Genomic DNA, 24,072 nt, shown 5'->3' with positions numbered 1-24,072 from the left:
CATGCCTCACTCTAGGCGTCGGCTCTGGGAGCAGCATAGCAACCCGGGGCTTGCAGTGGCACAGTCGTCGCTGGAAACTTTAACCATGCCAATGACTTAACTCGCTTTTAGCTGTTTTTTACACGAATCCCTGCCGACCCTCCATATCGGCTGGACCACGCAAAGCGCCGTCTGTCACCACAGGGATACGCCGAAGAACAGCGTTCATCCGGCGGTTCTTCGGCGACCTGCTACCAAGGACTTACTGGGTCCCAAGCTGCTTGAGTGACAGTCCCGCCTGAGTTGCCGCCCTGTTGCTGTTCGGCCACAGCTGATTGTGCCCGCGTAGAACCAATCAGTGTGCACAGGGTCCTTTCATCTATGTACATCGAATTCACAATGAGCCAACAGGACCGAGTATCTATGCGGGGCGCAACACCAAGATGACTAGCCGGCTCCATCTCACCCATACGCATCATTCAAAGCGCTGTTCCCGTCGACTGTGATCTTCCGCCTCCCTCTGTCGCTCTCTTCGCACTGTGAGCTCGATCCGTTCAAGCCTCTCCGCCACAAGATTCCTAACTTCGGCCAATGGATGCTCCAGCAGCTCAGCAAAAGCTTTGGCCCGAATTTCTATGATGTCAGCCAACGAGCTAGACCAACTCATGGGCTGGATTCCGGCAAACATCACATCGACGATGCATTGCTTGTCCACTGCGGCTTCCAGCAAGCCTTTGATGGACGCACTGAGGACAACGCGTTTGGGATGTTCTAGTGGTATATCGGTTGCCTCTACAGTTGAGTAGGCGCAGGTCGCTGCGGCAACACCCACGATCCGATCTTGATCACCTCGACACCAGGTAATCAACCGATCCACCGGCATACTATTGAGTGACGGCGAAGCACCTCCGAAACGACACTTGAAAACGCGATCAATCAAACGACGCTCCCTATCGTCGCCCGTGAAGATCTCTCCAAGGACAATCTCCGGGAAGTTGCGGAATAGCGTTGTCATGAGGACTTCGAAATCAGAGCTGCGAATTCTAAGATCATCCAACCCTTCGCAAAGCAACCTCACGATCTCCTCGACTTCCTGTTCTGGAGCAGACTCAGATAGGCACTGCTGGGCGATCCGCTTAGTCCCTCGGATGCGATTCAATTCAGTCTGTCCGCGCTTCCCCCCGAGTAGAGCGCGAATGGCGTCGCGCCCTGTCGAAAGGAGATCTTCACTCGGCACGTAGTTTCCGCCCCTCCCCGCGAAGAATCGCATTTCTAGCACACTAAGCGTGGTGTAGAAGCCATCATGGCGCTGGTTCAATATGGTGAACAGTTCCGCGAGCTCGCTGTCGGTAAGGGACTCGTGCATGCGGCCATAGGCAAGCTGTCCAAACCGCCACGCTTCGAACTCTTCCCCTCGAGCCAACTCAATCAGCATATTGAACCCCCATGGGCCAATCTTGATGGCGCTGAGCAGGTAGATGAAGAAGGTCCGCAACAAGGGATGATCTAGCACCCGCTCCAACATCACCATGGCCAAGCGGGGGTCGATATCGTTTGCAGCGCTGATATAGCCTTGAAGCACCTGTGGATTGAGCTTCGCAGGCGCCTGCAGTTGCACCAGGCTCAAAAGACGCTCATAAGTGGCAATTAGGTCGACGCTGCCTTGCGCCAGCCCAATGCCGAAAGGATGCAGTGCATCGAACTCGCCCGACCAAAGCCCTGGACCCAATCGCTCTAAGCAACCTAGCTCTGCTGCGGCCATCTCACCAAGAGAGATGACCTTCTCTTTGATCATCTCGTCACTGAAGGCTACTTGCCCCCCCCTACTCTCGATGTGATCCCAAGTATTGGACAGCACATAGGCCTCGATCTCAGAATAGAGGTCGGATGGTGCCGCAACGCGCGAAAGTGACTCCAGCCGAGCCAGTAGATCAGGATGAGCTGAGTCGCCATCGAAGCCAAGCGTCTTCTTTACCGAGACCCACATCTGCGGCCATTCCCCTTTCGAAGCATGACTTCTGACTATCTCCTCGAGATCATCAAAACAGCCCGCAAACGTCCATAGTTCCCGGAAATGACCTGCCAGAAGTGAGCGCGCCCAGTCGCGAAGAGTCAAGTCATCACATGTCAGCACCGGTCGCAGCAAGTTCAAGAAGCCGATATACCACTCGAGCTCTTCGGCACGCGTTCGCGGCTGCCAGCCAGCATCACGTCTACGTGCACCGAAGTCGAACGCAGAGAAAGACGTCCAGTGCGTCGCTTCGAACGCAGCATGGAACAGCTCGGCTGCGATCTCGCGATGCCTCTCGGTGCCCGACTCGAGTAGCTTGCTGACAAACGCACACCGCCGTTCTGGTCGCGCCAGCGTACCTGACAGGTGCAACGAGAACAGATGCCGCATCTGTCCAACTATGCTGTCCCTGTTCTCACCTGACTTCTCGCCCTCGGAGAACTTCAGCATGACCGTCGCAGCACGATCAAACTTATCGTCGTCGTAAGCTAGCTGGTGCAGCAGGCGCACGAACAACCTGAAGTTTCGGTTCTCGCGCGAGGCAAAGCCTGGCTTGGTTGCGGCGTTCTCGATCAGCTGCAGCACGGTCTCCGGGAATACCGGCGCTATGTATAGCAATGCAGACAGCGTGCCTTCGTTACACGATCCAATATCATGCAGCGGTCCGCCGGGGCTCACCCAACTATTTGCCATCCGAACCGCAGGCTCGAAATCGTGCAGGTATCCCAGTCGATGCGCACATGAGACGAAAAGTCGGAGGTTCTCTGGCTTTAGCAGCTCGGCATTGATTGCATCGACAGGGATGTTCTCCAGCGCACGCTTCGCCAAACGATTGGCAAGTGCATGAGGAAGAACTGCTCTCCACTCACCACGACTCTGCGCGAGCTGACGACGCATCAACTCAGCCTGAGCCCGATGCAGACCACGACGATCGAGGCCAACGATGGCACTTAGGACGCCAAGCTCATCATTGAACTCGGACGAGGAGACATTGAAGGAATAGACGAGCGATAGCGCTTCAGCGCATTCCAGAAGTTCATTGGACGCTCCTTTTCGTTGACTGAACAACCTATGGAAAAGGTCCTCGTCGGAGAAGTTTGTCAACGTCTCATCTGCATCTACCCGGCTGGCCAGCGCGATCGCGATGCGCGAATTGCCGCCGGAAAATTCGGCGATTTTGCCCGCGTTCAACTTCCCGATGTCTGGGTGCCGCCGCTGGATCAGCATCGAGACCGTCTCCTCGCTGCACGGCTCGAGGTGGATCACTTCGGTTTCCTCAGGACGATCGTCCGAGATGTCGTACTCGATTGTCAGAAGGCTGAGCATCGCGCTACTTGCGGAGACCTGCTTCTGCAACTGCCGATGCACGTCTGGCGGGCAGTTGTCCAGCACCAATTGAACCGCATGATCGTTAGCAACGATGTATGAAACTAGCTCGGATTCCCCACTCCGGAGAGGCCGGTGATGCGCACCGCACTACCGCGGCGGCGCAACCGTTCTCGAGCTAGATGTATACCCTCAGAAACAGGCATAGGAGTCTTTGCGCTCGAGTTCGCGTCAATCACGCAGGGGTGGTCATCAACAAGGAATGCGTCGTTCTGGGCTGGGGGAGTAGCTGCCCACCTCCCGAAAGGCCTCCAGCCGGACAAGGGGCGGCCGAGGCGCGCACGAACCCACAGCGCAACGCTTGGATGCCGCCGTAGCCAAGTCGCCAATCGATCTCGACCATAAAAGTCAACGCGCAGAGACGCTTTTCCAGGAAGGGTCTCCGCGACCGCCTCCATCGCCCGCACTCGACTCGCCAACATGCTGTCTGAACAATCGTCCTTGCCACTAACGATAATGTAGGCACCATTTCGATCGGCAAGATCTGCAAGTACGAGCTTTGGGGTGCCACCCTCCAACATCTCGTCCCTGCATGCCGCCGCACCCATAGCATGCTTCTTGACCTGGAAACCGCAGATCCCACGAGGAACAAAGCCGTCGTTGGACGGCAAGTCCATAGCCTCAATACGGACATCCAAACCGCCATCAGGTGCCTCCTGCGCACCTCCCCACATAACGCTCTTCGGCCGACGCCCCTGCTGGATTACCTCCGCTTCGCAAAGACGGGCAACCAATTCACGCAGATCGCCAGCACTGAGCGCTGTGATATCTACAGCATCAAGTTCAAAAAATCTCATGATTCCCTTCCCGCAATGATCGGGGCACGCGCATCAAGGCATTAAAGACGGCGCAAAGCAATTTGTCGCCTAGGTCAGACTGCCCAGAATTCTAGGAGCCTGGAAACTGTGGAAGGAGAACCTCCTGCTCCAGCGTCCCCGGATGCGTTTCCACATGAATGGCCAAGTCATTCCACCCGATGGATCGACAAGTTCGAGATATTGCGCTAGACACCGATTCAGCCGTTGGCTTGAGAGCGTAACCGAGACCAATGAGCTCCCTGGGATCCATCAACCACGGCTTCAGGGTGAACCCCGCCTCGGCGGCAGATCCTGCGATGACGGCGCCAATTCTCATCCCCCCCTCATCCAAGTCGCCGAAATGAAACGCCTGAGTTGTCTGGCAAGGAAGTGATTTCAAGATCAGCATGTAGACCTGTCTCCAGGATGGGGACGGCATACCACCGGTATAGAGCAGCACGAGGCCGACTTGATCAGATGCAGCTTCAGCAAACTCATGGAATGTCTGTCGATTCTCTATGGTGAGAACACGCCAACTCAACACGGCTGGATTCGGCACGAATCCAGTGATGTGGGCAGGAGCGAAGCCGAGATATGGATGAACCACTCCCACCACCGTAGTCGACGTAACAACCGTAAGCGGACCTGAGATCAGTACGGGCAATGGTTCCTTGTGCAGGCCTATGGCCGAGAAGACCTCGCTACTATCAAGTCCAGATGGTGCAATAGAGTTGAACCAAAGCAAATCGATCCATTTCACGATGCCCTCCACTCGCTTGCTGTCACCAAACATCATGGCCGAAACCCGGCGCAACAGTTCGTCCCTGACGACACCTCGCCTTGCTGAAATGAGTCTGATTGCATCCAGTATTTGCGCTACAGAAGCATCGGTAGCCTCTTGCCCGCGAACCTTATGGCCCAGCGACCAGCGCTCAATGACCTCGGTCAGTACGGGGAAAAGGCCGGTGTGAGTGTCCAGCATGGAACGGGCCTCTGATACGGAATCACGACGAAGTCGTGCGCCCAAGAAGTTCGCCAGCTTTGCGAGGTTCAGTACGGCAACGCCCGCAACATCTAGAGGCGGCTGCACCATCACCTTGGCCTTGATTTCGATGGCTCCAGAGCGCTCAGCCAGTTCAAGTTCGGAACGAAACGCTCTTGCATCCTCGATGCTGCGCAGGCTGAAGAACTCTGGGCATGATGACTCCGTCAGCCTGAGAGCTATTCGCTCATCCTTGCCACGACTCACTGCATTCTGGGAGCGATTGAAAATTGACGTAAGGAAGGCCCGGGCTATAGTCATGCAACGACCCCCTCCCCATGGGGCATTCGACTTGCTTCAACACGCTTGAGCTCCTCCTCGAAAAGCTCGGGATGCTTGCGCCAGTTATCGGAATCCAGAATTACATGACCATCGTCATCAATGCGTACGTGTTTGATGGAGATAAGATCGTCGTCACGGTACATCTCGATGTAGGTATCCACCGATTCGTTGATCTTACCCAAGGCATCGTCCGGTGCCGCGACGATGGGCTGAAGGCCCAATGCCTTCAGGTACTCAAAGACGGCACGGGTATTCACTGAGTCAATCTTGTCACCCAACTCATCGAAAATTATCAGCGACATGCCGCCTTGATCACCGCGCAACTTTCCCAATGCGCGCGCCATCGACGCTGCAGCAACGATGAAAAGAGGCGCGCGGTGCTCGCCCCCGGAACCCTTGTCCATGCGCTTTGAGAAGTCGGTCACCGTCACACCATTGCTGCGAACGTCAATCTCGAAGTTGAAGAAATTGCGATAGTCCTCCAGAAGCCTGTTGGCCTCTGCATCCTTTCCCTCAAGCATCGCCCTGAACTCAGGAGGAGCATCCACCTGTCCAGAGAAGATATCCCCCTCCGGTCCCGCACCAGCCACCTTCAGTATGAATTTGTACAGCGACTCATGATCTTTATTGAGATTGGTGACGAAGTGATACTTCTCGTTGTTCGAGAATGGCGGCAAGCGCTCCATCGTACTGTTCAGCTCATTGAGCGTGCTGCGCATGCTGGCGAAGTGGTCGCTCAGGCGGGCGGCGATCTGCACCTTGAACGTTTGCTCTGCCGCTTCTGCAGCTTCCGCGGAAAGCACTTGGTAGTGATGGAGCTCGGATTCCTCTAGCCGTTGCTTCTCCTGAGCCATCGTCTCGCACATGGCACCCAAGTCGCCCACCGCGATATCCATCTGCGGATCGAATTGGTTTGCGTATGTAGACATGTCACTTGCCAAGGCCTGCACCTGGGAAGACAGCTGATTGCCACTTCTAACCGTAGCGTCACTAATCTTCGCCACAATCGTATGCAGCGATAGGCCGGAACCATCAAACTCATCGCGTTTTGTTTCGAACCACTCATCACCCACGTATTCATTGCGGCGACTGAGAGCCGCCTTTGAGCAGATTCCGTTGGTTCTATCCGCAAGCTCGTCTAGCCGTCTCTGTGCTTGCCGGAAAGCCTCACCATGAGTTCCGACGTCTCTGCTGCTTTCTTCCAGCTTCGACTGTGCTGCCAGGGCAGCTCGCCTTGCCTCTGTGATGAGCAGCTGACGAGCAAGGAGATCAGGTGCGCTTGCGATCTCTTGCATCGCCGCCTTTGCATCAAGCGCGGATTGCTCCTGAATGTGCGAGTTCAGCCATCTTTCAATGTCCTGGATACGTCCTTCAAGTCCCACCAACTTCTCAAGGGCTTCAACCAACTGGCGCGACCGGTTCGCCTCCTGCTCGCATTCGGCTGCGTTCTGCCCCAAAGTGCTGCGCTGCTGCCGAAGCACCGCCAGGCGATGGCTCGCATCTTGGCGTCCCAACACCAGTTCCGTTGCAGACAAGGGGCGTCGACGGCCGAAATCAGCACGTCCAGCCTGCTCGCCAGTACGGGTGAAGCCCTCTGGGCTATCCGTGGTGACGCGCTCCAATCGCTCCAGCCGGCCGAGTCGAAGACGGATATAGTCCACCGCCACTTGATTGTCACCCGCGATCAGGTGCGCGAGACCCATTGGCGGAACCACACCCATATCCGCCTTCGACTTCACCGGGTTCACCAACAGTACTGAATCCGGCTTTGTATCCCACGGAATCTTGTTGAAAACGGACAAGGCATCCTCAAACTTGCCGCTACGGACAACCAGGGCAGTGCGCGAACGACCAAGGAATCCCTCGATTACGGGTGCCCAGTCGGCATCTGTGACTGTAACCAAATCGCAGACGGGCGTGCACAGAAGTCCTTTGTCTCCAAGTATGTTCACAACTGCTTGGACGGCCGGCGGGAGTTCCGCTTTGCCTTCCTGGATGCGTTTGATCTGCTCGTTAGCGATCCTAAGTTCATTTCCAAGCTTGGACAGCCTCTGCTCGTCATGGTCTAGCTGACGCCGTGCCGACTGGATGATCGGAGCAACCCGCATGCTGGACTCGCGCAATGCTGCCGAGGCCTGCGAAACGTCAAGCACAAGCGCATCGGATACGGATGTACTGGAAACCGCATCAAGAAGCTCAACCCACGGCATCGCCAGATGCTGCCAGCCTCCGAGATCGGGTTTCACGCGGTTGGCCTTCTCGAAGCCCGCCACCACCTCGCGAATGGCCTGGGCCACGTTGGTTTTGATAGGTCTAAGTGATCTCTCTCGTTCGCTGGCCAGGTCACGGGCGGCACTGATCGCCGGATCTGCTGCTGATTGAAGCTCTAGTTCGATGTACACGCCGTTGAGTCGATCATGCTCCGCCTTGGCGCTGTCGACTGCATTCTGCGCTGCCTGATGCCTGTCCCGCGCTTCATGCAGCGTAGTTTGTGCCGCATCAACAGCATCCATGTGTTGTTCACGCTCATAGTCATCCAACAGCGCCCTATAGGTCGCTGCGTGCATCCGAGTCTGAGTAGCCTTATGACCGGCTGCGATCAAGCTTTTGACGTTCTCAAGCCTGTCCAGTGTTTCCAGAACCTTGGCTTGAAGCGAGCGCAGATTGTCGAGCTGGGAGCGGAAGTTCTTGAGCTCGATAGGATAGGCATCGACAATGTAATTTCGAACAAAGCTGCTGGTGTCAGGAACTTTCTGCAGATTAAGCGCATTCTTCATCGCTCGCCGAAAAGCTCTCGGGTCGATGCTGCCCCCTCCTTTGGGGCGCAAGGCGAACAACATTGCTTCAACCTGCTTCTCCGCCGACGGAGGCACTGCGAGCCTACCATTCACGCGACTGACTGCGTCCTCCATCAGCTTATTGAACGTTCCCCAGGCCAACGGCAAAAGTTCCGCCTCGGCGTTCGCTTCAAGATGATCATCTAACGCGAGCGCAACCCCTTGGACCACATAGCGCCCGTAGACGTGCAGCTTTGGGTCGCCCACTGACGCGCCCAGGGCCAGGCCAACCGAAACCGGCGGCAATTCGCCCTCAGTGTCGCGAAACACCATGGTCAAATAGGACGTCGCATTCTCACGAATATGCTCGTCACCGCGATAGTAGCCGAGGCAGTATTCGCGCACTGAACGCCCTCGAGTGCCTGATACCCCCCCTGACTGCGCATTGAGATCGATTTGATTCTGATCCCCTCCGTACAAGACGATCTGCATCGCATCCAGAATCGCAGATTTTCCAGATCCGTTAGGCGCCACAATGCCTGTTGCAGGGCTAAAGCTCAGGGTTTCGGCACGGAATAGGAAAAACTGTACCAAGTGAAATTTCTCAAGCAGATACATCGCCATCCTCCGTGACTTCATTCATTGCGTCGAAAGTAGCCGCATCCCCCTCACCTGCCACTTCCTTACGGAAGGATTCCAGATGGCTCAAGTATTCCTTCCGCAGCAGATCTCCGATCGCGGGATGGATGCGAACCTTCGCGAGCTGATTCCGTACATCGTCCTTGTCCTCAAAGGCAGCAATCCCCCAGCGCTTGAACTTGGTCATCAAAGAGCGGAAGTCCCCAGGCGAGGGAAAGTCCCTGCCCGTTTCCTTCTCGTAGTGCTCTTGCAAGTCAGGCAAATCGACGAAAGTTTCGCCATTTGGCTCTTCGCGCCCCTCGAAACGGACGCGATGATGAACGCCGGCGAGCACCAACAGCAGCAGGGTTTCGTCCTTGCTGGCTCGCTGTTGGGTCAGTACGTGCACGGGCCGCGCCACGATGTACTGGTAGTTGGTGTCGTGCAACAGCTCGATGCCAAGGGGACGAACTGCCTGCTCAAAGTCATTGATATTTCGGCTGACAATGCCGTAATCCTTCCGGGTCGCCCGGTCAGAGGCGGACAAGACCTGATGGGTTACTAGCCGATAGGCCGCCTGCTCGTAGTCCTGCTCTTCGTACATAGTGTCGCGGCTAAGCGCCTTTTCCCAGTGGCGTGCCATGTCATTTCACCTTGGTGATGTAGAAGTCCGGCATGTCCAAATACGGCCCGGCAATTCGTTCATCACCGGCGCTTTGGAAGCGATATCCAGGTAGTCGCTTTGAAATTCCTTCATGGTGCTTCTTTCCGAGGCCTGTCATTGCTTCCTGTGCGTAGGTGGACAGCGTCTGCACCATTCGAAATTGCTTGATACCGGTGATGGGAAGCTGAGACGCCCGGATCTGCCTACCTCCTCCCATGACACCCTGCAAGTACACCCTCACCTCTGTTGGCATGGCGGTACGCGCATCACGCGCACGCCTGTGCAGGTTCATCCGCGCCTCCTGCTCGGCTGTCATCTGCCGCGGAGAATCCGCGGTCCTGGGAATGGGCGGACGGGCGATGCGTGGTTGAAACAGGAGTTCACCGGAAAGCAATGCTCCGGGCCCAACGGGCATGGAGGCGTCGAAGTTCTCCGCAGCATTGACTCCGGCGATAGCCTTTTTGATCCGTCTCTCGAGCTGGCCCGGCGCGCGAAGCTGGTACTCGATCATGGCCAGCATGCGACGCTCGATATGGCGCTGATCCTGGCCCAAGCGATCGAAGTAGTCTTGCAGACGATAGACATTGCTCAATCGCCTGATCGCCTTCTCATAGACAGCCTCAGCCGTGCCTTTATCACCTTTGTAGCGTCGCTCGGCCAACCACACGATGATCCGTTCCCGATGATCCCCGTAATGGATTTCCTGAGTTAGGCTCAACACCTGCGCCTTTCGTGCGAGGGGGTGATCGGCGCCAGCCAAGTCCGCATAGTCAGCCATGACGTGCTTGGAAATGTAGTCTTCAAACAACCGACGGATAGCCGCCCCGGGGGTCGCGGACTTGAATATCTCGCGCTGCAGGGTACGCACGTTCAGACTCATGGCGGCAATCCCGGACAGAAGCGCATGGGCGCTGTCGCCGGCGTTTACGAAGTCGTCACCGTAGACATTGCTTGCAGGATCAAGCACCCGACGTAATGTGTCTTCAATGGAACGCATCTTCGCGCCCACCATCGCCGGCGTGTCTTCTGTGAAGACCTGCAAGGTGGCAAGGAAACGGCTTACCACAGCAGTCATGGACAGAGTGCGCGTGAGTCCCACCTGCTCTTCTTCGAACCAGCCATTCTCCGTGAGATGGCTCAAGTACATGTTGGCGCGAATGTTGAGCGGAGTGAGCTGGCCTACCCCCTCTTCTGCCTGCCAAGCGTCATCGTGTTCGAGGTAGTTCTCGATGAACTGCGTCAACTGCCGCCGTTCCCAGCCGGTCGCCGGGGGAACCTCAGCCTCTGGCCCGAAGAATTCTTCGTACAGACCCAAGAGCAGCCGCCAGTAGTTCTCCCGATTTGCCGAGGCCAATGGGCGAAAGAGTTGCGATGGCAGTACCTCAAACAGAGAGCTGGACACTGTGCAACTCCACAGAAGTTGGGCTATCTACTTCACATTAGCATAAACGCTAACATATCATAAACGCTAACTTAGCATCAATGCTAAGCTGCGTGTCATCTGACCCCGGCCCAGCCCCATGCCCCGCCCCCGCCCCAATCCAAACAAAAGTCCGGAAACACTTCGAGCCATCGAAACGCTGCTCCTCTGGGAGGGGCAAGTCACCAATGAGCGAGTACGCCAAGTGTTTGATCTGCATATCACCACGGTAAGTCGATTGCTAACCCAATATGCTGAACTCAATGGAGGCGGCCTTGAGTACCGAAGCCATGTGCGCGGATACGTGGCGATGTCTGGCTTCAGACCCCTCCTAACCGAAGGGCTGATCGAAGAGTACCTTGCGTTTGAGCGCCCCCAGGAAGCTACAGGCTTTATCGAGAGCTCCCAGCTTATCCTCGGCGGCGTTGAACGACGCCACTTCGCACTGCTTAATCGTGCCTGCAGAGAGGGCAAGGGGCTCGTTGGCGAGCACCGGTCCATGCGCAACCCAGCACCTCGCACCAAACGACTGTTCCCTCATGCGCTGGTGCAGGCAGGCAGGCGCTGGCATGTTCGCGCATTTGTCATCGCCGAGGACGAGGCGGAAGCCGGACGCTTCCTGGACCTGTCTATAAATCGGCTGAGCGGCTTGAAACAGCTGGCTGATCCTCGGCCAGAGCGGGCCGAGCCTAGCCAGGACGCCGCCTGGCAGACACAGGTAGAGCTGTCGATCGTCCCCCATCCGCATCTGACACCAGATCAGAAGGATATGGTGCGTATCGAGTATTTCGGAGGTAAGGCAGCCTACAGGTTAAGAACCCGTGCCGCACTACTCCAATACCGACTACATGAACTGCGCTGCGCCACCGATGCAGAGAAGGAGCCGCCGAACGAATTTCACCTCTGCGTCGACGATCCAACCGCGATCCAACCGTGGCTATTTGGCGAGCTGAATTAGCGGATGGCATGATCGTAGCCAAACTTGAGGCCCGGCACGGATACCGCGCTACCCCTGCCTGGGTAGCTACCCTACATAGGAACCGTATCAGATGGACGCCATTGGCATTCAAAGCCAATTCTCCGTCTGTACCTCAATGATCAGGTCGATGAGCCGTGCCCTCGTGTCCCTATCGATCGAGCGCCAAATGCAAACTACCGCCCCAGCTGCGGCATGGTCCGGGGCATTCAACTCTAGCCCTTCGCTTACTCGGCATTGAGGTGACCAATCCCTACCTAGGCGATTACTGATTGCCCACTTCATAAACTCATGGCACTCTGGGTTGGCATCATTCTGGTCACAGGGGGCCAGGTATGGGCAGTCTGCATCAAATCCACAGTCGCAACGGCCGTATCGGTGCCGGAACCGATACGAAGCCAGAGGATATCGACGCTATCGTCACGGCGCTTCGTAAGGACGGGCGTGGTCATTTGCTGCTTTACTTTCACGGGGGCCTGGTCGACAAGGCCGCGGGTATCGGTATTGCCCAGCGACTTGAGGGGCGCTTTTCTCAATCGGCCTATCCGGTTTTTTCCGTGTGGGAGTCGGGTTTCGTTGAAACGATCCGCAACAACCTGCGCGAGCTGCCGGATGAGCCGGTATTCAAGAATCTGGTGCGCAAGGCGCTAGAGTACGCGCTCCGCCGCTTGGGAGGTAGCAACGGCGCCCGGACCATCACGCCGGGCAACGTCGATGCAGGGAAGGTCCGCCAGGCAGTTGATACATATTGGAGCGATCCCAGTCGCAATCACGTGCCCTACCGTGATTTCAAACCTGTAGTGGGGCCCTCAGGTGCGCGTGCGGCGAGTGCGCTGATCGACGACGCCGAGATCGAAGCCGACTTGCAAACCGACAGCGAGTTTGTGGTCGCCATGCAAACCCTGCCAACCGCGTTAGACGAAGCACGCGATGCATTCATCGGGGGCGGAGCGAGCGTTCGAGATACCCCGTTCTCGCAGGCGGTATCAACGCAGGTCGCCGGGGTCGAGGGAGGCCGCGGGTTGATCGTCTGGTTCAAAGTTTCCCTTCTGGTGAAGCGCATCCTGCAGGGTGTTCTGCGTCGGTACGCGGATCAACGCGATCACGGCCTGTATGCAACGGTCGTAGAGGAAGTGTTGCGTGGTGTTCATTTTGGTGGCAGTGGACTCAATGAATGGGGCAAGGCACTCCAGTGGAACCGCATGAAGCAGGACTCACTCGATGCGTTCGGCGACGGCTCCGACCTGTATGCCGGAACTGCGCTGCTGGAGCGGCTGCGTGCCGCCCATGCCTCTGAAGGGCTGCTATCGAGGATCACTCTAGTCGGCCACAGCACTGGCGCCGTCTACATCGCCAATTGGCTTGACAAGGCATCAGAGCTTCTGCCGGCCGAGATTGCATTCGACGTCGTGTTCCTGGCGCCCGCCATCACCTACGAGCGCTTTGCCGCCACGATCACCCAACATGGCGATCGCATCCGTCACTTCCGCTTGTTTGGCATGCGCGATGAATTCGAACGGGACGATCAGGTCGTCGGAGACGACTCTAAATTTCCCAATGGGCAGGACTGGAAGCGCTTCATCTATCCCAGCTCCCTCCTCTATCTGGTGTCGGGTGTCCTCGAATCGCGCCCAAATTCCGACGGAACGCTCGTCGACGAACCGGACATGCCGCTGCTGGGCATGGAACGCTTCTTCGCTTGGCACCACATCTACTCAGATAGCAAGTTTCCCGAAATAGGTGCAGTCCGCGCGTGGCTCGGAGCTGCACCGAACCGTACGATCTGGTCCAAGTCCCAAGGACAGACAGCAGGCTTGAACAGCACAAGCATTGATCACGGAGCTTTCGACGACGACGAAGATACGCTGCTCAGCGTTGAGAGCCTCCTCGGCGGATGGTGACATCTTCGAGAGCACGCCAAAGGTGCCCTTGTGTACGCAACAGGGAGAGATGTGGACATGCCGCGAGATGATCACTACGCGATCGTGCTGACAATTAACCGTTATCCCGGCCTGAGTGACCTCCATGGACCTGAGAACGATGGCGAAGAGTTCCGGCAATGGCTCCTCGATCCGGAGTACGGCGACCTGGACACCCGACGTATCCAAGTCATACGGTCGCAGGATTATGGCGTGGCAGCGACCCCGGACGACGCAAACCCGACCGAGAAGGAGCTCAAGAAGGCGCTTAATCTATGGCTGCGCACCCCGAACGGATGGCATGACCGCATTGGACAGCGCTTGTATCTGTTCTTCGCCGGACACGGGTTCACAGCCGGTTCGGCGATTCACGACCCGGCACTATTCTCGGCCGTCGCGCAAAACGGCGACACGGCGCATATCGCCGTCCTGCGTTATGCGTCGAAAATCGCCAACGCGGGTTTCTTTGATGAAATCATCCTGGTAACGGACTGCTGCCAGGACGTACTCAAGGCGAGCCAGGTGCTCGAGCCGACTTGGACCCCGCCGGACCGGCAACGAACGGCACACGTCCGATTGTTCCAGGCGTATGGAGCGCCGCGGGGACGTCAGTCCTTTGAGCGCAACATTGGCCCGGCCGGGCAGTCTCGCGGCCTGTTCACTAGCGTCCTACTGGACGCGCTGCGCAGCGCACCGCCTGACGCCGACGGATGGGTGACGGATCGCGCCGTCGCGGACTACTTCCAGGTGCTATGGGCCGATCGCTACGAACAGGAAACCGGATACACGCCACCACTGACTCCCGCAACGAAGCGGATTCGAATATATCAGCGCCCGGCGTCGGCGCCAGCTTCCGCGCTCCCACGCCGGGTTGCCGTCGACCTGAGCCGCATCATTGCTAAATTCGCGGCCATCGACCGGCAACCGGATCCTGACATCTCACCTTACCCACCCGCGCCGCCCACCGACATGACGCCAAATGGGCAGCTACGCAGTAGCCAGCTTCGCCAGCTCGAGCATCCCATCGTGGAGCTGACCCCGGGTCTGCATCTCGTCGTTACACCAGGGAATCTACCCGACGTCGCCTTCGAGGTTCCCTACCCGGTGCTGCCAGCTGCAGGCAACACCCCTCCCGTTGCTGCACCTATCGACATGCCCGCTTTGCGAACCGACGAGGTTGCAGCGCAGCCGGTGGTGTTGAGGACGGACAATCCCAACGCGCAGATCACGGTGCTCGATGCTAGCTACGCTCGTGTCAGCATCGGTACGGGAGTGGTCTCGCTGTCCTTAGCTCCGGGACTCTACAAAGCCCTGGTGCACGTCGGGGCCGAATCGGCGCAATCGCTGTTCGTTGTTGCGGATGCGCCCCTCGACCAGCGGTTGCCCGGGCCCGAATTTTCCGCGGCTGCGCCCGTCATCGGCACGTCAACCACGCACCAAAATCAGTCCCTTCATGCCGCTGAATACTCGATGATTCCGACGGAGCCAAGCCGCGATCTCAGCGAAATCGGTGAGGTCTTTGTCTTCGCGCGCGACTCCAGTTTCAGTCCCGACGGCTCTCTAAACCCCGCGCCACCGTGGCGGCAGTGGCACCTCAGTTCCCTTGTAGGGGCAACCTTGGAGGAGCGCCTCATCCACAGTGGTACGGACGACAGGCTCGGCTACGCCTACCTCAAATTAGCAGCAACAGCTGGCAGCCTCGCACTGCGAACGGCCAGCCCTTGGGACGAGTCGAATGAAGACGGACTGGTCGTCCCGGTGATTAAGGGGTGGCGTACCGAGATCTACCTTGACTGTACCTCAGCTCCGCCAACCCCTCCGATGGTGGACACTCAGGGCGCACGAATGCTCGACTTGGCGACTGCCTCCATCCATCTGGTCCGGATGGGAAGTGCGTCACTGCTGTTCGATCCGATCGGGCTTGCGACGGAGGCGGCGCGAGCGCAGCTTACAGTCGGCCGGGAGGTGGCGGTGCCATCAACCGAGCAAGCAATGGCCAGCCCGATGTGGGCCTTGTACGCGGCCCTCGCTGCCTTCCAGCGGGGCGGGCAGCACATCGATACCGTTGGACAATGCGTTGCAGCCGTTCCTAAGGAAATCAGGGAGGGTCTATCCGATTTTGCGGTGCTCGCGCAATGGCTAGGCCTATCGAACGTGGCCCATCCGCTCCGTAACCCACCCGCGCTGGCGGCCTCATGGAGCCTTGCCTCAAAGCTGGAGGCGCGAGGCGGACTGGCCTCCGAACTGTTCGAGGAGATCGGCCAATGGCGGTCCGGTGGGAGTCTATGGACTCTCTGGCAGCGTTCAGTTGATGACCGCTGGTTGTTGCGAAATCGGCTTTCTGACCAGGCTATGGGCACTCTGAAGGGTAATGCACAGGGGATTGACGACGCGGCAACCCCGCAAGTGCTCGCCCCCGCCTGGTCACTGGACACCTGGGTTCCGGTCGAAGACGGCCTGAGGTGTCCTAATCCCACCCATAGCCCCTTCCAGCAAGCACTCCGTCGGCGTCTTCTGGATGCGCTGGCTGAGCGCCACACCGATGCCGACAGCGGCGCCTTCACCACTGTGTCGCTGCCACCCGAGTCCGATGTCTTCGCCTTGGCAGCGGAGCTCATGCTGTCGCCGATATACGCCATGGCCGCCTATAGCAAGCTGTATGCGGAAGCCCGCCGCCAATCCGACCTGGGCCCTCTCATCGAGTGGGTAACGGTGAACGGAGATGAACCCGACCCAGACTCGACAGCCACCAAGTCGAAGCGCAGCACTCACCTGCAATCAATGGACGACTACTGAGAGGCGAATCGTAAGCGCGGCCTTCACGCGAACCCCATCCAAGTATTCTTAGCGGTGTCTAGGCAAAGTTGTCCCAAGTCACTGCCGACCTGCGTTGCCAGCCCGAAGCGGTTATAGGTCAAGAATCTAGATGAGGTGCGACGCCCGGCCTACAGGATGACATCCTCCCGCGTGTTAGGCGGCTCTCAAGTAGCGCCATTTCTTGGTGGTCCTTGTGCCTTCGCTGTGGCAGTTTGCGATTCGGACCTCACACTACTCACATAGAATGCTGAAATGCCGGTAAGCGCCAATCTCGCCTACGACCTTCTCAAGACCGTGAGCAAACTGGAATTCCAGCTCCGACGGCACGGGGACTTCTTCCGGAAAGACCGGACGGGGCAACCGACGTCCGACGTGGCTTGGCGCAAGGTGCAAGAGCGCGTCCGAAAGTTGGGCGACGATTTCGCGTCAGAGGTTCCTGAGTCGGCGCGTGCGCGCCTTCTCTGTCAACGCGATGAGCGCCCCATGAAGCAGATGATTATTGAAGAGAACGGGAACTTGGTGGCCCGCTTTTGCCCCTGCCCATTGGATGCCGAATCGGATGCGGTCGCGCTGGTGGAAGCCATGCGGCAAGTCCGCAACAACCTCTTCCATGGTGGCAAAGAAGATTCGGAAGTGGATCCGTACGAAGAAGACAACGATTGGGTCTACGCCGCGACGCAGGTTGCGATTGCTCTCCAGCATGCGTTGTCTAACGGACGGCTCGACAATCGCGAATGAAACCACCTCACGAAACTCTCGGGACGGCCCTAGGCCGTTGACGAGCGTGCAGCAAGGGGCGACGCGGCGATTGGCATAGCGCTAGCTAAGGCGAGGGGTGCCGACTAAACGCAGCATTGGCCGGGGGCATTCATGGTAGGTCGGTCACATCAGATCCGTAATTCTGAGATCATCTGGGTCCGATCTTCTGAACCAGGCACGCTTGCGCGCCAAAGGCCGATGCTCGAATGATCGCGCACCTCGTCGAACTATCTCTCGCCCAAGGAGCTCAATAGCTGACTGCTTCCATGATCCTCTGGATGTAGTGACTAGTACGACCTTTTTCCCAGGGAACATGTTGCTCCTAACAAACTCCCAAGCCGGCGGCGCTGGGCAACCACGCCAGATGGGTGTTCCCAAATAGATAGCGTCATAGGGAGCTAGATCCATCCACGCGGGATTTATCCACGCGTCATCAAGACCCCCATCAGCCATAGCATTCACCCACCCGGCCAAGCCCAATGAGTAGTCAAATGCTTCGACAGCACGCAGATCGGCGTGTAACTGGTTCGCCAGATAACTAGAGGCTAAGGCGGTGTGCCCAGAGCGAGAGTAGTAGACCACCAGGGCATCGGGTAAAGGAGATCTCGATGGGGCCGGCGCCTTTAGCTTCTGAAGTTTCTCCAGCCTTCGTCGCGCTGCCCACACGACACAGCAATCAATCACCTTGATCCCAGCGGCAAGCGCGACGATGACTACGACGAGCTTGGTGATTAGCATCATTCAGTACTCTCCATCATGCACTCCCGCGTTACTTCTGTAGTCGCTCTGCGAGGTACTGCACTCAAGGACATTGCATGGTCGAACACCCGCGATCGTCGCCACCTACTATAGCGAGCGGCTAATAGTGAAGCTTCCGAACACCGGCGACTGGCGCTGGCCATAGAACTCCCGGGTGCTGTGGTAACGCGCCATTGCGAATCTCCAGCGCCCGCGCATCACCGCGATGCCGTAGCCGCCTTGGGCGACCACGTGGCGCTTGTCCACGCTGTGGCTGTTGCGGAAGGTATTGCCGTCCAGAGTGATGTCGCGGATTACCCATGCCGCGTCGGTGGTCGCAAACAAGTGCCAGGACCAGCCGCTGAGGCGGCCACCACGGGTCGGCGCGGTGTTCTCGCCGGCCGGGCGCAGCGGCGTGCTGCCGAAGTCGTCGGGCAGCTTCCAGCCGAAGCGCACTTCGCCACCGGCGTTGGCCTTGGTTTCCAGGTTGCCGATCGCACCGCCATAGTGACTGATCGCATCCCAGCCCCAGCCGCCGGCATTGACACTGGCATCGGCCGGCCAGCGGCGCATGCGCTCGTGGGTCAGCATGAACACCGGCTCGTTGTGCAGCTGGTTGTCCCAACCCTTGAACTTCTCGTCCCCTAGCGCGTCGTGCACGGCGTTCTGCACCTGCCTGCCCTGGGCCCAGGGCCCGACCACGCCCACGGCCAGCTGGGTGGTCTGCAGGCGGTCGCCGCTGCGTGCGTTGAAGCCGAAGCTGGCCAGCAGCACGCCGGCATACGGCCGGTCATCCTCGATCAGGTCGCGGCGGGTCGGGTCGGTGGGGGTGAAGATGGCCTGGCCGATGCTGAAGATCATGTTCTGCTGCTCGAACCTGCCGGGGTGCAGGCCTTCCAGGTACTGGTTCACCCAGCGCGCCATGCGCGGCAGGCACGGGTCGGCGGTGTAGTCGACCAGGTTCGGCGAGACCAGGGTCAGCTGCGCGCCGTTGGTATAGCCCTGGTCTTGGTGGCGGCCACCGAACAGGTCGTTGTCGACGCGGAAGCTGATCTGCGGCGGGTGATCGCGCATCGCGTCCGGGCCACATTGTTCGGCCGCCTGGGCCACCGGGGCTCGGGCAGCGGCCAGGAACACGAGTGCCGCCATCACAGACAACCGACTAAGCGCCAGTCTTTTCATGGGCTTGCTGCCATTTGACTCAATGTGAGGTTCAATTGAAGATCTAATGCGCTGTCGCAGTAGACCCGGAGGAAGGGGTTTGAGCCATACACCAGGCCATCAGCCGGCCGCACGCCAATTGCTTTCAAAGGCGGCGCATCCCTGCAGCAGTATCTAGCGCTCTTGGGCTCGCCAAGACGTTCGCCTGAGCAAGAGATCGTCCAGGCCCTCCCCTAGTGCCGCAACAGCCGGCGCCCCAGGTACTGACCTAGACTGAAGGGCACGTCACCTCGCTGCGAAGCAACGTCAGCCGCTCAAGATGGACGTTTCAGAATCACAGTCAGTTTGTTGATCTCTGACTGAGAGAATGGCCACCCCGCCAGCAACTCCGCATCATGTGAGGTGGGGCATATGCGCTCAGCGGGCTCGCCAGATGCGTCCAGGAATGACTCCGGTCGCAGCGAGTTTTGTGGAAGGCTCCCAATCGCAGGGCTAGCCTCCGTGCTGAGCACGGAGGCACCACCGCACTAGCTACTTACGCCGACCTATCCACGCCGAAATGGAGCTACGAAGCAATCTAATGGCCCAGACTGCGACAACCGACGCTCCGATGAGGCCTGTGACTGAGTCCAGCCACGTCACGTCCCAGATCATCCCCACGACAAGTGCAGTAATTGCGAGTGCCGTTACAGCGGTGTCCGTAGCGACGTGAAGATAGGCCGCACGAAGATTGGGACTCCTGCGCGCATCGGCCCCCTTCTCGTCAGCATGGCGCTCATGCGGAACGTGGCAGTGATCAACCGCAGCACCTTCGCGATGGTAGGCAGAATGTAGCCACCGCGCTGAGAATATATTTGTAATCAAACCCGCAACGGCGATGGCAAGCGCTTCTGAGTACTGAACAGCCTCTGGCGCATGGAGACGCTCCGTCGATTCATAGGCCATCGAAGCGGCAATCCAAAGCATGATCATCGCGCTTACGCTCGCCGCGATGAGCTCAACCGCTAGCACCCGAGCCGCGCGCTCTGGGCGGCTCTGATTCCGCTCAGCGTACCAAGCGATAGAAAGTGCGAACAGGAGTACCAGCACGTGAGAGCTCATGTGCCAGCCATCTGCGAGAAGAGCCATCGAGTTGAAGGCCCATCCTCCAGCAATTTCGACGGACATCATGACCGCAGTGAGAGTCGCGGCCTTCGTAATTGCCCGTGCGTTGCCGGTGCTCTGTACGCCCTGCAGAGTCCGCTCGTGCATTGCGTTGGGGGGAAGCAAGGACATGGTCGAAGACTCCAGGCTCTGAGCGAAAATGTATACGCCGGTGGCGTACTGTCAGGAAGTACCGCCCCTTGCATGCAAGGGGCGGCATTTACACTGCTTAGGAGAGAACGCCGCTGAGTCGTGCAGCATGCGCGGACAGCGCATCCATGAGCGGCGGGTTCAACACGTCGTACGGCTCCAGGGACAGAGCCTTCAGGCGGCTACGGACGCCGTCCATCTGTTCCGGCCTTGCGCCGCCGCCTTCGATGATCGAAGACACGAATGCGGCGAAGCGCGGTTCTTCCCAGCCCTTCTGTTCGGACAGTTCAACGTGAATGAAGTCCAGGCCGTAGAAGGCATGGGACTTGTTCTCGATGCGGCCAAACATGTGGACACCGCAGTCCTTGCACGCGTGGCGCTGGATGGTCGCAGCCGGATCGACAATCGCCAGCTTGTCGGCATTCGCCGTGATCGAAACGGTATCGCGGGGAACGACACCGACCACGGAGAAGATGGCGCCTTCCGGCTTCCAGCACTTGGTGCAACCACAGGCATGGTTGTGGGCCACATTGCTTGCGACGGAGATCTCAACCGGCTTGTCAGAGCACAGGCACTTCAGCGTGCCGCCCTTGAAGCCGGCGGTTCCGGCAACGACGCCGGAATCGACCGAGGGATGGATAGTTTGGTGTTGCATGGACTTAAACTCCTATTGTTGGAAGTGCAGCACCGGTTGCCCGGTGCTGCGGTGCATCAGTAGTTGATGACAGTACGAATGGACTTGCCTTCGTGCATGAGTTCGAAGGCTTCGTTGATTGCTTCCAGGCCCATCGTATGGGTCACGAACGGAGCCAGATCGATCTCACCCCGCATGGCGTCTTCGACCATGCCAGGCAGCTGGCTACGGCCCTTCACACCACCGAAGGCGCTGCCAATCCAGCGACGACCGGTCACGAGCTGGAACGGACGGGTGGAGATCTCCTGACCAGCACCGGCCACACCGATGACAACGCTCTGGCCCCAGCCGCGGTGTGCACACTCCAGCGCCGAACGCATCACATTGACGTTGCCGATGCACTCGAAGCTGTGATCGACGCCCCAGCCGGTCATCTCAACGATGACTTCTTGAACCGGACGGTCGTAATCCTTCGGGTTCACGAATTCGGTTGCGCCGAACTGCTTGGCCAACTCGAACTTGGACGGGTTGGTGTCCACTGCGATGATGCGACCAGCCTTCGCCTGACGAGCACCCTGGATCACCGCCAGGCCGATGCCACCGAGGCCGAACACGGCCACGCTGTCACCTTCCTGCACCTTGGCCGTGTTGTGCACCGCACCAATGCCAGTGGTGACACCGCAACCGAGCAGGCAGACGTGCTCCGGATTCGCTTCCGGATTGATCTTGGCCAGAGAGACTTCGGCCACGACGGTGTACTCGCTGAAGGTCGAGCAGCCCATGTAGTGATACAGCGGCTGGCCGTTGTAGCTGAAGCGGCTGGTGCCATCAGGCATCACACCCTTACCCTGGGTGGCGCGTACGGCAACGCACAGGTTGGTCTTGCCGCTCTTGCAGAACAGACACTCACCGCATTCTGCGGTGTACAGCGGGATGACGTGATCGCCGGGCTTCACACTGGTCACGCCCTCGCCCACTTCGACAACGATGCCGGCGCCTTCATGGCCCAGCACCACCGGGAACAGGCCTTCAGGGTCATTGCCCGACAGGGTGAATGCGTCGGTATGGCAGACACCAGTGCTGGTGATCTTCACCAGTACTTCGCCCTTCTTCGGCGGAGCAACATCGATTTCGACGATCTCGAGCGGTTGACCGGGACCGAATGCAACGGCTGCACGGGATTTCATGTGAGTTCTCCTTGGGTGTAACGAGATAAGTGCGACAACGGTCTTTGGGGCGAGCTTGATCAGTGGTACATCGGGCGCGCCGCCCCTGGCGCCGGCTCTAGAACGCGTTTCAATCAGGTCGAATGCGCCTACAGCATTCTTCTTGGCGAGCTGTTGGGACCAAGTATTGGACTTCGATGGATTGCTGTATATGGAACAGATTGGATTTCATAATTCCTTGCGTTGGAATTGTTGACTCGCAGCTCCGCCCCTCAGCTCGCCCGCATCAATGCAACTTGAGGCGAGGCTCCGTACTCCGTCCCAATGCGTCTGCCAGCATGCGCGCAACCACCCGGCGTGTACCGAACAGGCTCCTCTGGTGCATGCGATACAGTGAGATGTAGAACATCCTGGCCAGCCAGCCCTCGACCTTGAATGACCCCATGAGGTTACCCATCAGCGTGCCAACGGCGCCCTCCCTCGACAGGGACACCAGCGATCCATAGTCTCGATAGGTGAAGCTGGGCAGCGGGCGTCCCTCGATACGGCGGGTAATCGCCTGCGCAAGGAAGTGAGCCTGCTGATGAGCGGCCTGTGCCCTGGGGGGAACGTTTGTACCGCTGTGTCCATTCGGGCAGGCTGCACAATCCCCGAATGCGAAGATGTTCGGATCCTGCGTTGTCTGCAGCGTTTCAGATACCTCGAGCTGGTTGATGCGATTGGTCTTTAGGTTCCCGAGGGATGCAAGGAAGACGGGAGCACGGATGCCCGCCGCCCATACCTTCAGCCTCGCAGCAACCTTGATGCCATTGGCGAGTTGCAGGCCCTCTTCATCCACTAGGGTCACAGCCGAGCCACACATGACACGAACGCCTTCATGTACAAGTCGCTCGGCGACCGGCAGGCTCACGCGCTCTGGCAGAGCTGGCAGCACTCGCGGACCAGCCTCGATAAGCGTGATTTTCAGATTCTCGGGAGAGATCTTGTCCAGCCCATAAGCGCTAAATTGCCTTGCAGCATCACGCAGCTCGGCCGCCAGCTCGACACCGGTGGCGCCGGCGCCGACGATCGCAACCTCCAGTGTTTCTGACTTGCCGCGCGCTTGCGCGCCCATGTACTCGCTCAGCAGCCGCTTCTGGAAAGCAATGGCGGCATCGGGATCGTCCAGGAACAGGCAATGATCCGCTGCACCGGGAGTTCCAAAGTCGTTCGTTCCGCTACCCACGCTGATCACCAGGGTGTCGTAGGAGATCGAGCGACGGGGCGCAATAACGTTGCCCTCCTCATCGTACAGTGGGGCAAGCTCGATCTTTCTGGACTTCTGATCCAAACCCGTCATCCGCCCCAACTGAAACTGGAAGTGATTCCAGCTAGCCTGGGCGAGATAGTTGAGCTCACTTTCTGCGGCATCCAACGCGCCTGAGGCAACCTCGTGAAGAAGTGGCTTCCACAGATGCGTCATCCGAGCATCGACAAGAGTGACTTTTGCTCGCCCTGAGCGCCCGAGCTTCCGGCCCAGCTGCGTAGCCAGCTCCAGCCCTCCGGCCCCACCACCAACAATGACAATACGATGCATTTTGATTCCCCAGGTATTTGAGTTGCCAGCGACGCCCACGAGCACTTCATGGCCCAG

General features: G+C 58.5%; 15 protein-coding genes. 4 read left to right on the top strand and 11 right to left on the bottom strand.

The features are described 5' to 3' along the window. Positions 1 to 454 precede the first annotated feature (454 nt). The 5 genes from AC5P6A_RS04195 to AC5P6A_RS04175 all read right to left on the bottom strand — a co-directional run bounded on the left by AC5P6A_RS04195 (position 455) and on the right by AC5P6A_RS04175 (position 10,958). On the bottom strand, positions 455 to 3,382 hold the full coding sequence (locus AC5P6A_RS04195; protein ID WP_495222240.1) for a hypothetical protein: 2,928 nt from the start codon (positions 3,380 to 3,382) through the stop codon (positions 455 to 457). An 882-nt stretch (positions 3,383 to 4,264) separates the two neighbouring features. Beyond that, positions 4,265 to 5,422: a Wadjet anti-phage system protein JetD domain-containing protein gene (locus tag AC5P6A_RS04190; RefSeq protein ID WP_192813847.1), complete on the bottom strand. Its 1,158-nt coding sequence runs from the start codon at positions 5,420 to 5,422 to the stop codon at positions 4,265 to 4,267. Positions 5,423 to 5,472: 50 nt separating this feature from the next. Next, complete coding sequence (locus tag AC5P6A_RS04185) at positions 5,473 to 8,892, bottom strand: SbcC/MukB-like Walker B domain-containing protein (RefSeq protein WP_158704768.1); 3,420 nt, start codon at positions 8,890 to 8,892, stop codon at positions 5,473 to 5,475. Continuing rightward, positions 8,879 to 9,535: a DUF4194 domain-containing protein gene (locus tag AC5P6A_RS04180; protein ID WP_017354467.1), complete on the bottom strand. Its 657-nt coding sequence runs from the start codon at positions 9,533 to 9,535 to the stop codon at positions 8,879 to 8,881. Before AC5P6A_RS04180 ends, AC5P6A_RS04185 begins: the two co-directional genes overlap by 14 nt. A 1-nt stretch (position 9,536) precedes the next feature. Next, complete coding sequence (locus AC5P6A_RS04175; protein WP_049400904.1) at positions 9,537 to 10,958, bottom strand: Wadjet anti-phage system protein JetA family protein; 1,422 nt, start codon at positions 10,956 to 10,958, stop codon at positions 9,537 to 9,539. A 118-nt stretch (positions 10,959 to 11,076) separates the two neighbouring features. Here AC5P6A_RS04175 and AC5P6A_RS04170 point away from each other — a divergent pair, with 118 nt between their 5' ends. From AC5P6A_RS04170 to AC5P6A_RS04155, 4 genes are all read left to right on the top strand, one after another. Further along, positions 11,077 to 11,934 (top strand): BrxR family helix-turn-helix transcriptional regulator, encoded by an 858-nt coding sequence (locus tag AC5P6A_RS04170; protein WP_146027645.1) that lies wholly within the window; start codon positions 11,077 to 11,079, stop codon positions 11,932 to 11,934. A 353-nt stretch (positions 11,935 to 12,287) separates the two neighbouring features. Next, positions 12,288 to 13,853, top strand: coding sequence for a hypothetical protein (locus tag AC5P6A_RS04165; protein ID WP_017354470.1), 1,566 nt, complete (start codon positions 12,288 to 12,290; stop codon positions 13,851 to 13,853). Positions 13,854 to 13,910: 57 nt separating this feature from the next. Next, on the top strand, positions 13,911 to 16,667 hold the full coding sequence (locus AC5P6A_RS04160) for a caspase family protein (protein ID WP_017354471.1): 2,757 nt from the start codon (positions 13,911 to 13,913) through the stop codon (positions 16,665 to 16,667). A 273-nt stretch (positions 16,668 to 16,940) separates the two neighbouring features. Then, positions 16,941 to 17,426: a hypothetical protein gene (locus AC5P6A_RS04155; RefSeq protein WP_017354472.1), complete on the top strand. Its 486-nt coding sequence runs from the start codon at positions 16,941 to 16,943 to the stop codon at positions 17,424 to 17,426. Between the two features lie 144 nt (positions 17,427 to 17,570). On the opposite strand, the gene AC5P6A_RS04150 is transcribed toward AC5P6A_RS04155, so the two are convergent. The 6 genes from AC5P6A_RS04150 to AC5P6A_RS04125 all read right to left on the bottom strand — a co-directional run bounded on the left by AC5P6A_RS04150 (position 17,571) and on the right by AC5P6A_RS04125 (position 24,015). Next, entirely contained in the window at positions 17,571 to 18,185 is a 615-nt protein-coding gene (locus AC5P6A_RS04150) for a flavodoxin family protein (RefSeq protein ID WP_157804745.1), read from the bottom strand. Positions 18,186 to 18,293: 108 nt separating this feature from the next. Continuing rightward, positions 18,294 to 19,334 carry a lipid A deacylase LpxR family protein gene (locus AC5P6A_RS04145; protein ID WP_017354473.1) on the bottom strand — a complete coding sequence of 347 codons (1,041 nt, stop codon included), beginning with the start codon at positions 19,332 to 19,334 and terminating at the stop codon, positions 18,294 to 18,296. A gap of 543 nt (positions 19,335 to 19,877) precedes the next feature. Then, entirely contained in the window at positions 19,878 to 20,597 is a 720-nt protein-coding gene (locus AC5P6A_RS04140) for a cation diffusion facilitator family transporter (protein WP_017354474.1), read from the bottom strand. 121 nt (positions 20,598 to 20,718) lie between these two features. Then, positions 20,719 to 21,294, bottom strand: coding sequence for an S-(hydroxymethyl)glutathione synthase (gene gfa / locus AC5P6A_RS04135; RefSeq protein ID WP_005413334.1), 576 nt, complete (start codon positions 21,292 to 21,294; stop codon positions 20,719 to 20,721). A 56-nt stretch (positions 21,295 to 21,350) separates the two neighbouring features. Continuing rightward, positions 21,351 to 22,460: an S-(hydroxymethyl)glutathione dehydrogenase/class III alcohol dehydrogenase gene (locus AC5P6A_RS04130; protein ID WP_005413335.1), complete on the bottom strand. Its 1,110-nt coding sequence runs from the start codon at positions 22,458 to 22,460 to the stop codon at positions 21,351 to 21,353. Positions 22,461 to 22,725: 265 nt separating this feature from the next. Beyond that, a complete protein-coding gene (locus tag AC5P6A_RS04125) occupies positions 22,726 to 24,015 on the bottom strand; it encodes an NAD(P)/FAD-dependent oxidoreductase (protein ID WP_037590709.1) in 1,290 nt (429 codons plus the stop codon). Positions 24,016 to 24,072: the final 57 nt, after the last annotated feature.

Source organism: Stenotrophomonas sp. YJH_SMC_20, assembly GCF_059367845.1.
Note: the sequence above shows the minus strand (reverse complement) of the source record. Positions and strands in the feature narration are given on the sequence as shown.

What these genes read in the sequence shown, in the direction of transcription:
- AC5P6A_RS04185 (WP_158704768.1), bottom strand. Translation starts at nt 8,892, where the DNA reads ATGTATCTGCTTGAGAAATTTCACTTGGTACAGTTTTTCCTATTCCGT.
- AC5P6A_RS04180 (WP_017354467.1), bottom strand. Translation starts at nt 9,535, where the DNA reads ATGGCACGCCACTGGGAAAAGGCGCTTAGCCGCGACACTATGTACGAA.
- AC5P6A_RS04170 (WP_146027645.1), top strand. Translation starts at nt 11,077, where the DNA reads ATGCCCCGCCCCCGCCCCAATCCAAACAAAAGTCCGGAAACACTTCGA.
- AC5P6A_RS04165 (WP_017354470.1), top strand. Translation starts at nt 12,288, where the DNA reads ATGGGCAGTCTGCATCAAATCCACAGTCGCAACGGCCGTATCGGTGCC.
- AC5P6A_RS04160 (WP_017354471.1), top strand. Translation starts at nt 13,911, where the DNA reads ATGCCGCGAGATGATCACTACGCGATCGTGCTGACAATTAACCGTTAT.
- AC5P6A_RS04155 (WP_017354472.1), top strand. Translation starts at nt 16,941, where the DNA reads ATGCCGGTAAGCGCCAATCTCGCCTACGACCTTCTCAAGACCGTGAGC.
- AC5P6A_RS04150 (WP_157804745.1), bottom strand. Translation starts at nt 18,185, where the DNA reads ATGCTAATCACCAAGCTCGTCGTAGTCATCGTCGCGCTTGCCGCTGGG.
- AC5P6A_RS04145 (WP_017354473.1), bottom strand. Translation starts at nt 19,334, where the DNA reads ATGGCGGCACTCGTGTTCCTGGCCGCTGCCCGAGCCCCGGTGGCCCAG.
- AC5P6A_RS04140 (WP_017354474.1), bottom strand. Translation starts at nt 20,597, where the DNA reads ATGCACGAGCGGACTCTGCAGGGCGTACAGAGCACCGGCAACGCACGG.
- gfa (WP_005413334.1), bottom strand. Translation starts at nt 21,294, where the DNA reads ATGCAACACCAAACTATCCATCCCTCGGTCGATTCCGGCGTCGTTGCC.
- AC5P6A_RS04130 (WP_005413335.1), bottom strand. Translation starts at nt 22,460, where the DNA reads ATGAAATCCCGTGCAGCCGTTGCATTCGGTCCCGGTCAACCGCTCGAG.
- AC5P6A_RS04125 (WP_037590709.1), bottom strand. Translation starts at nt 24,015, where the DNA reads ATGCATCGTATTGTCATTGTTGGTGGTGGGGCCGGAGGGCTGGAGCTG.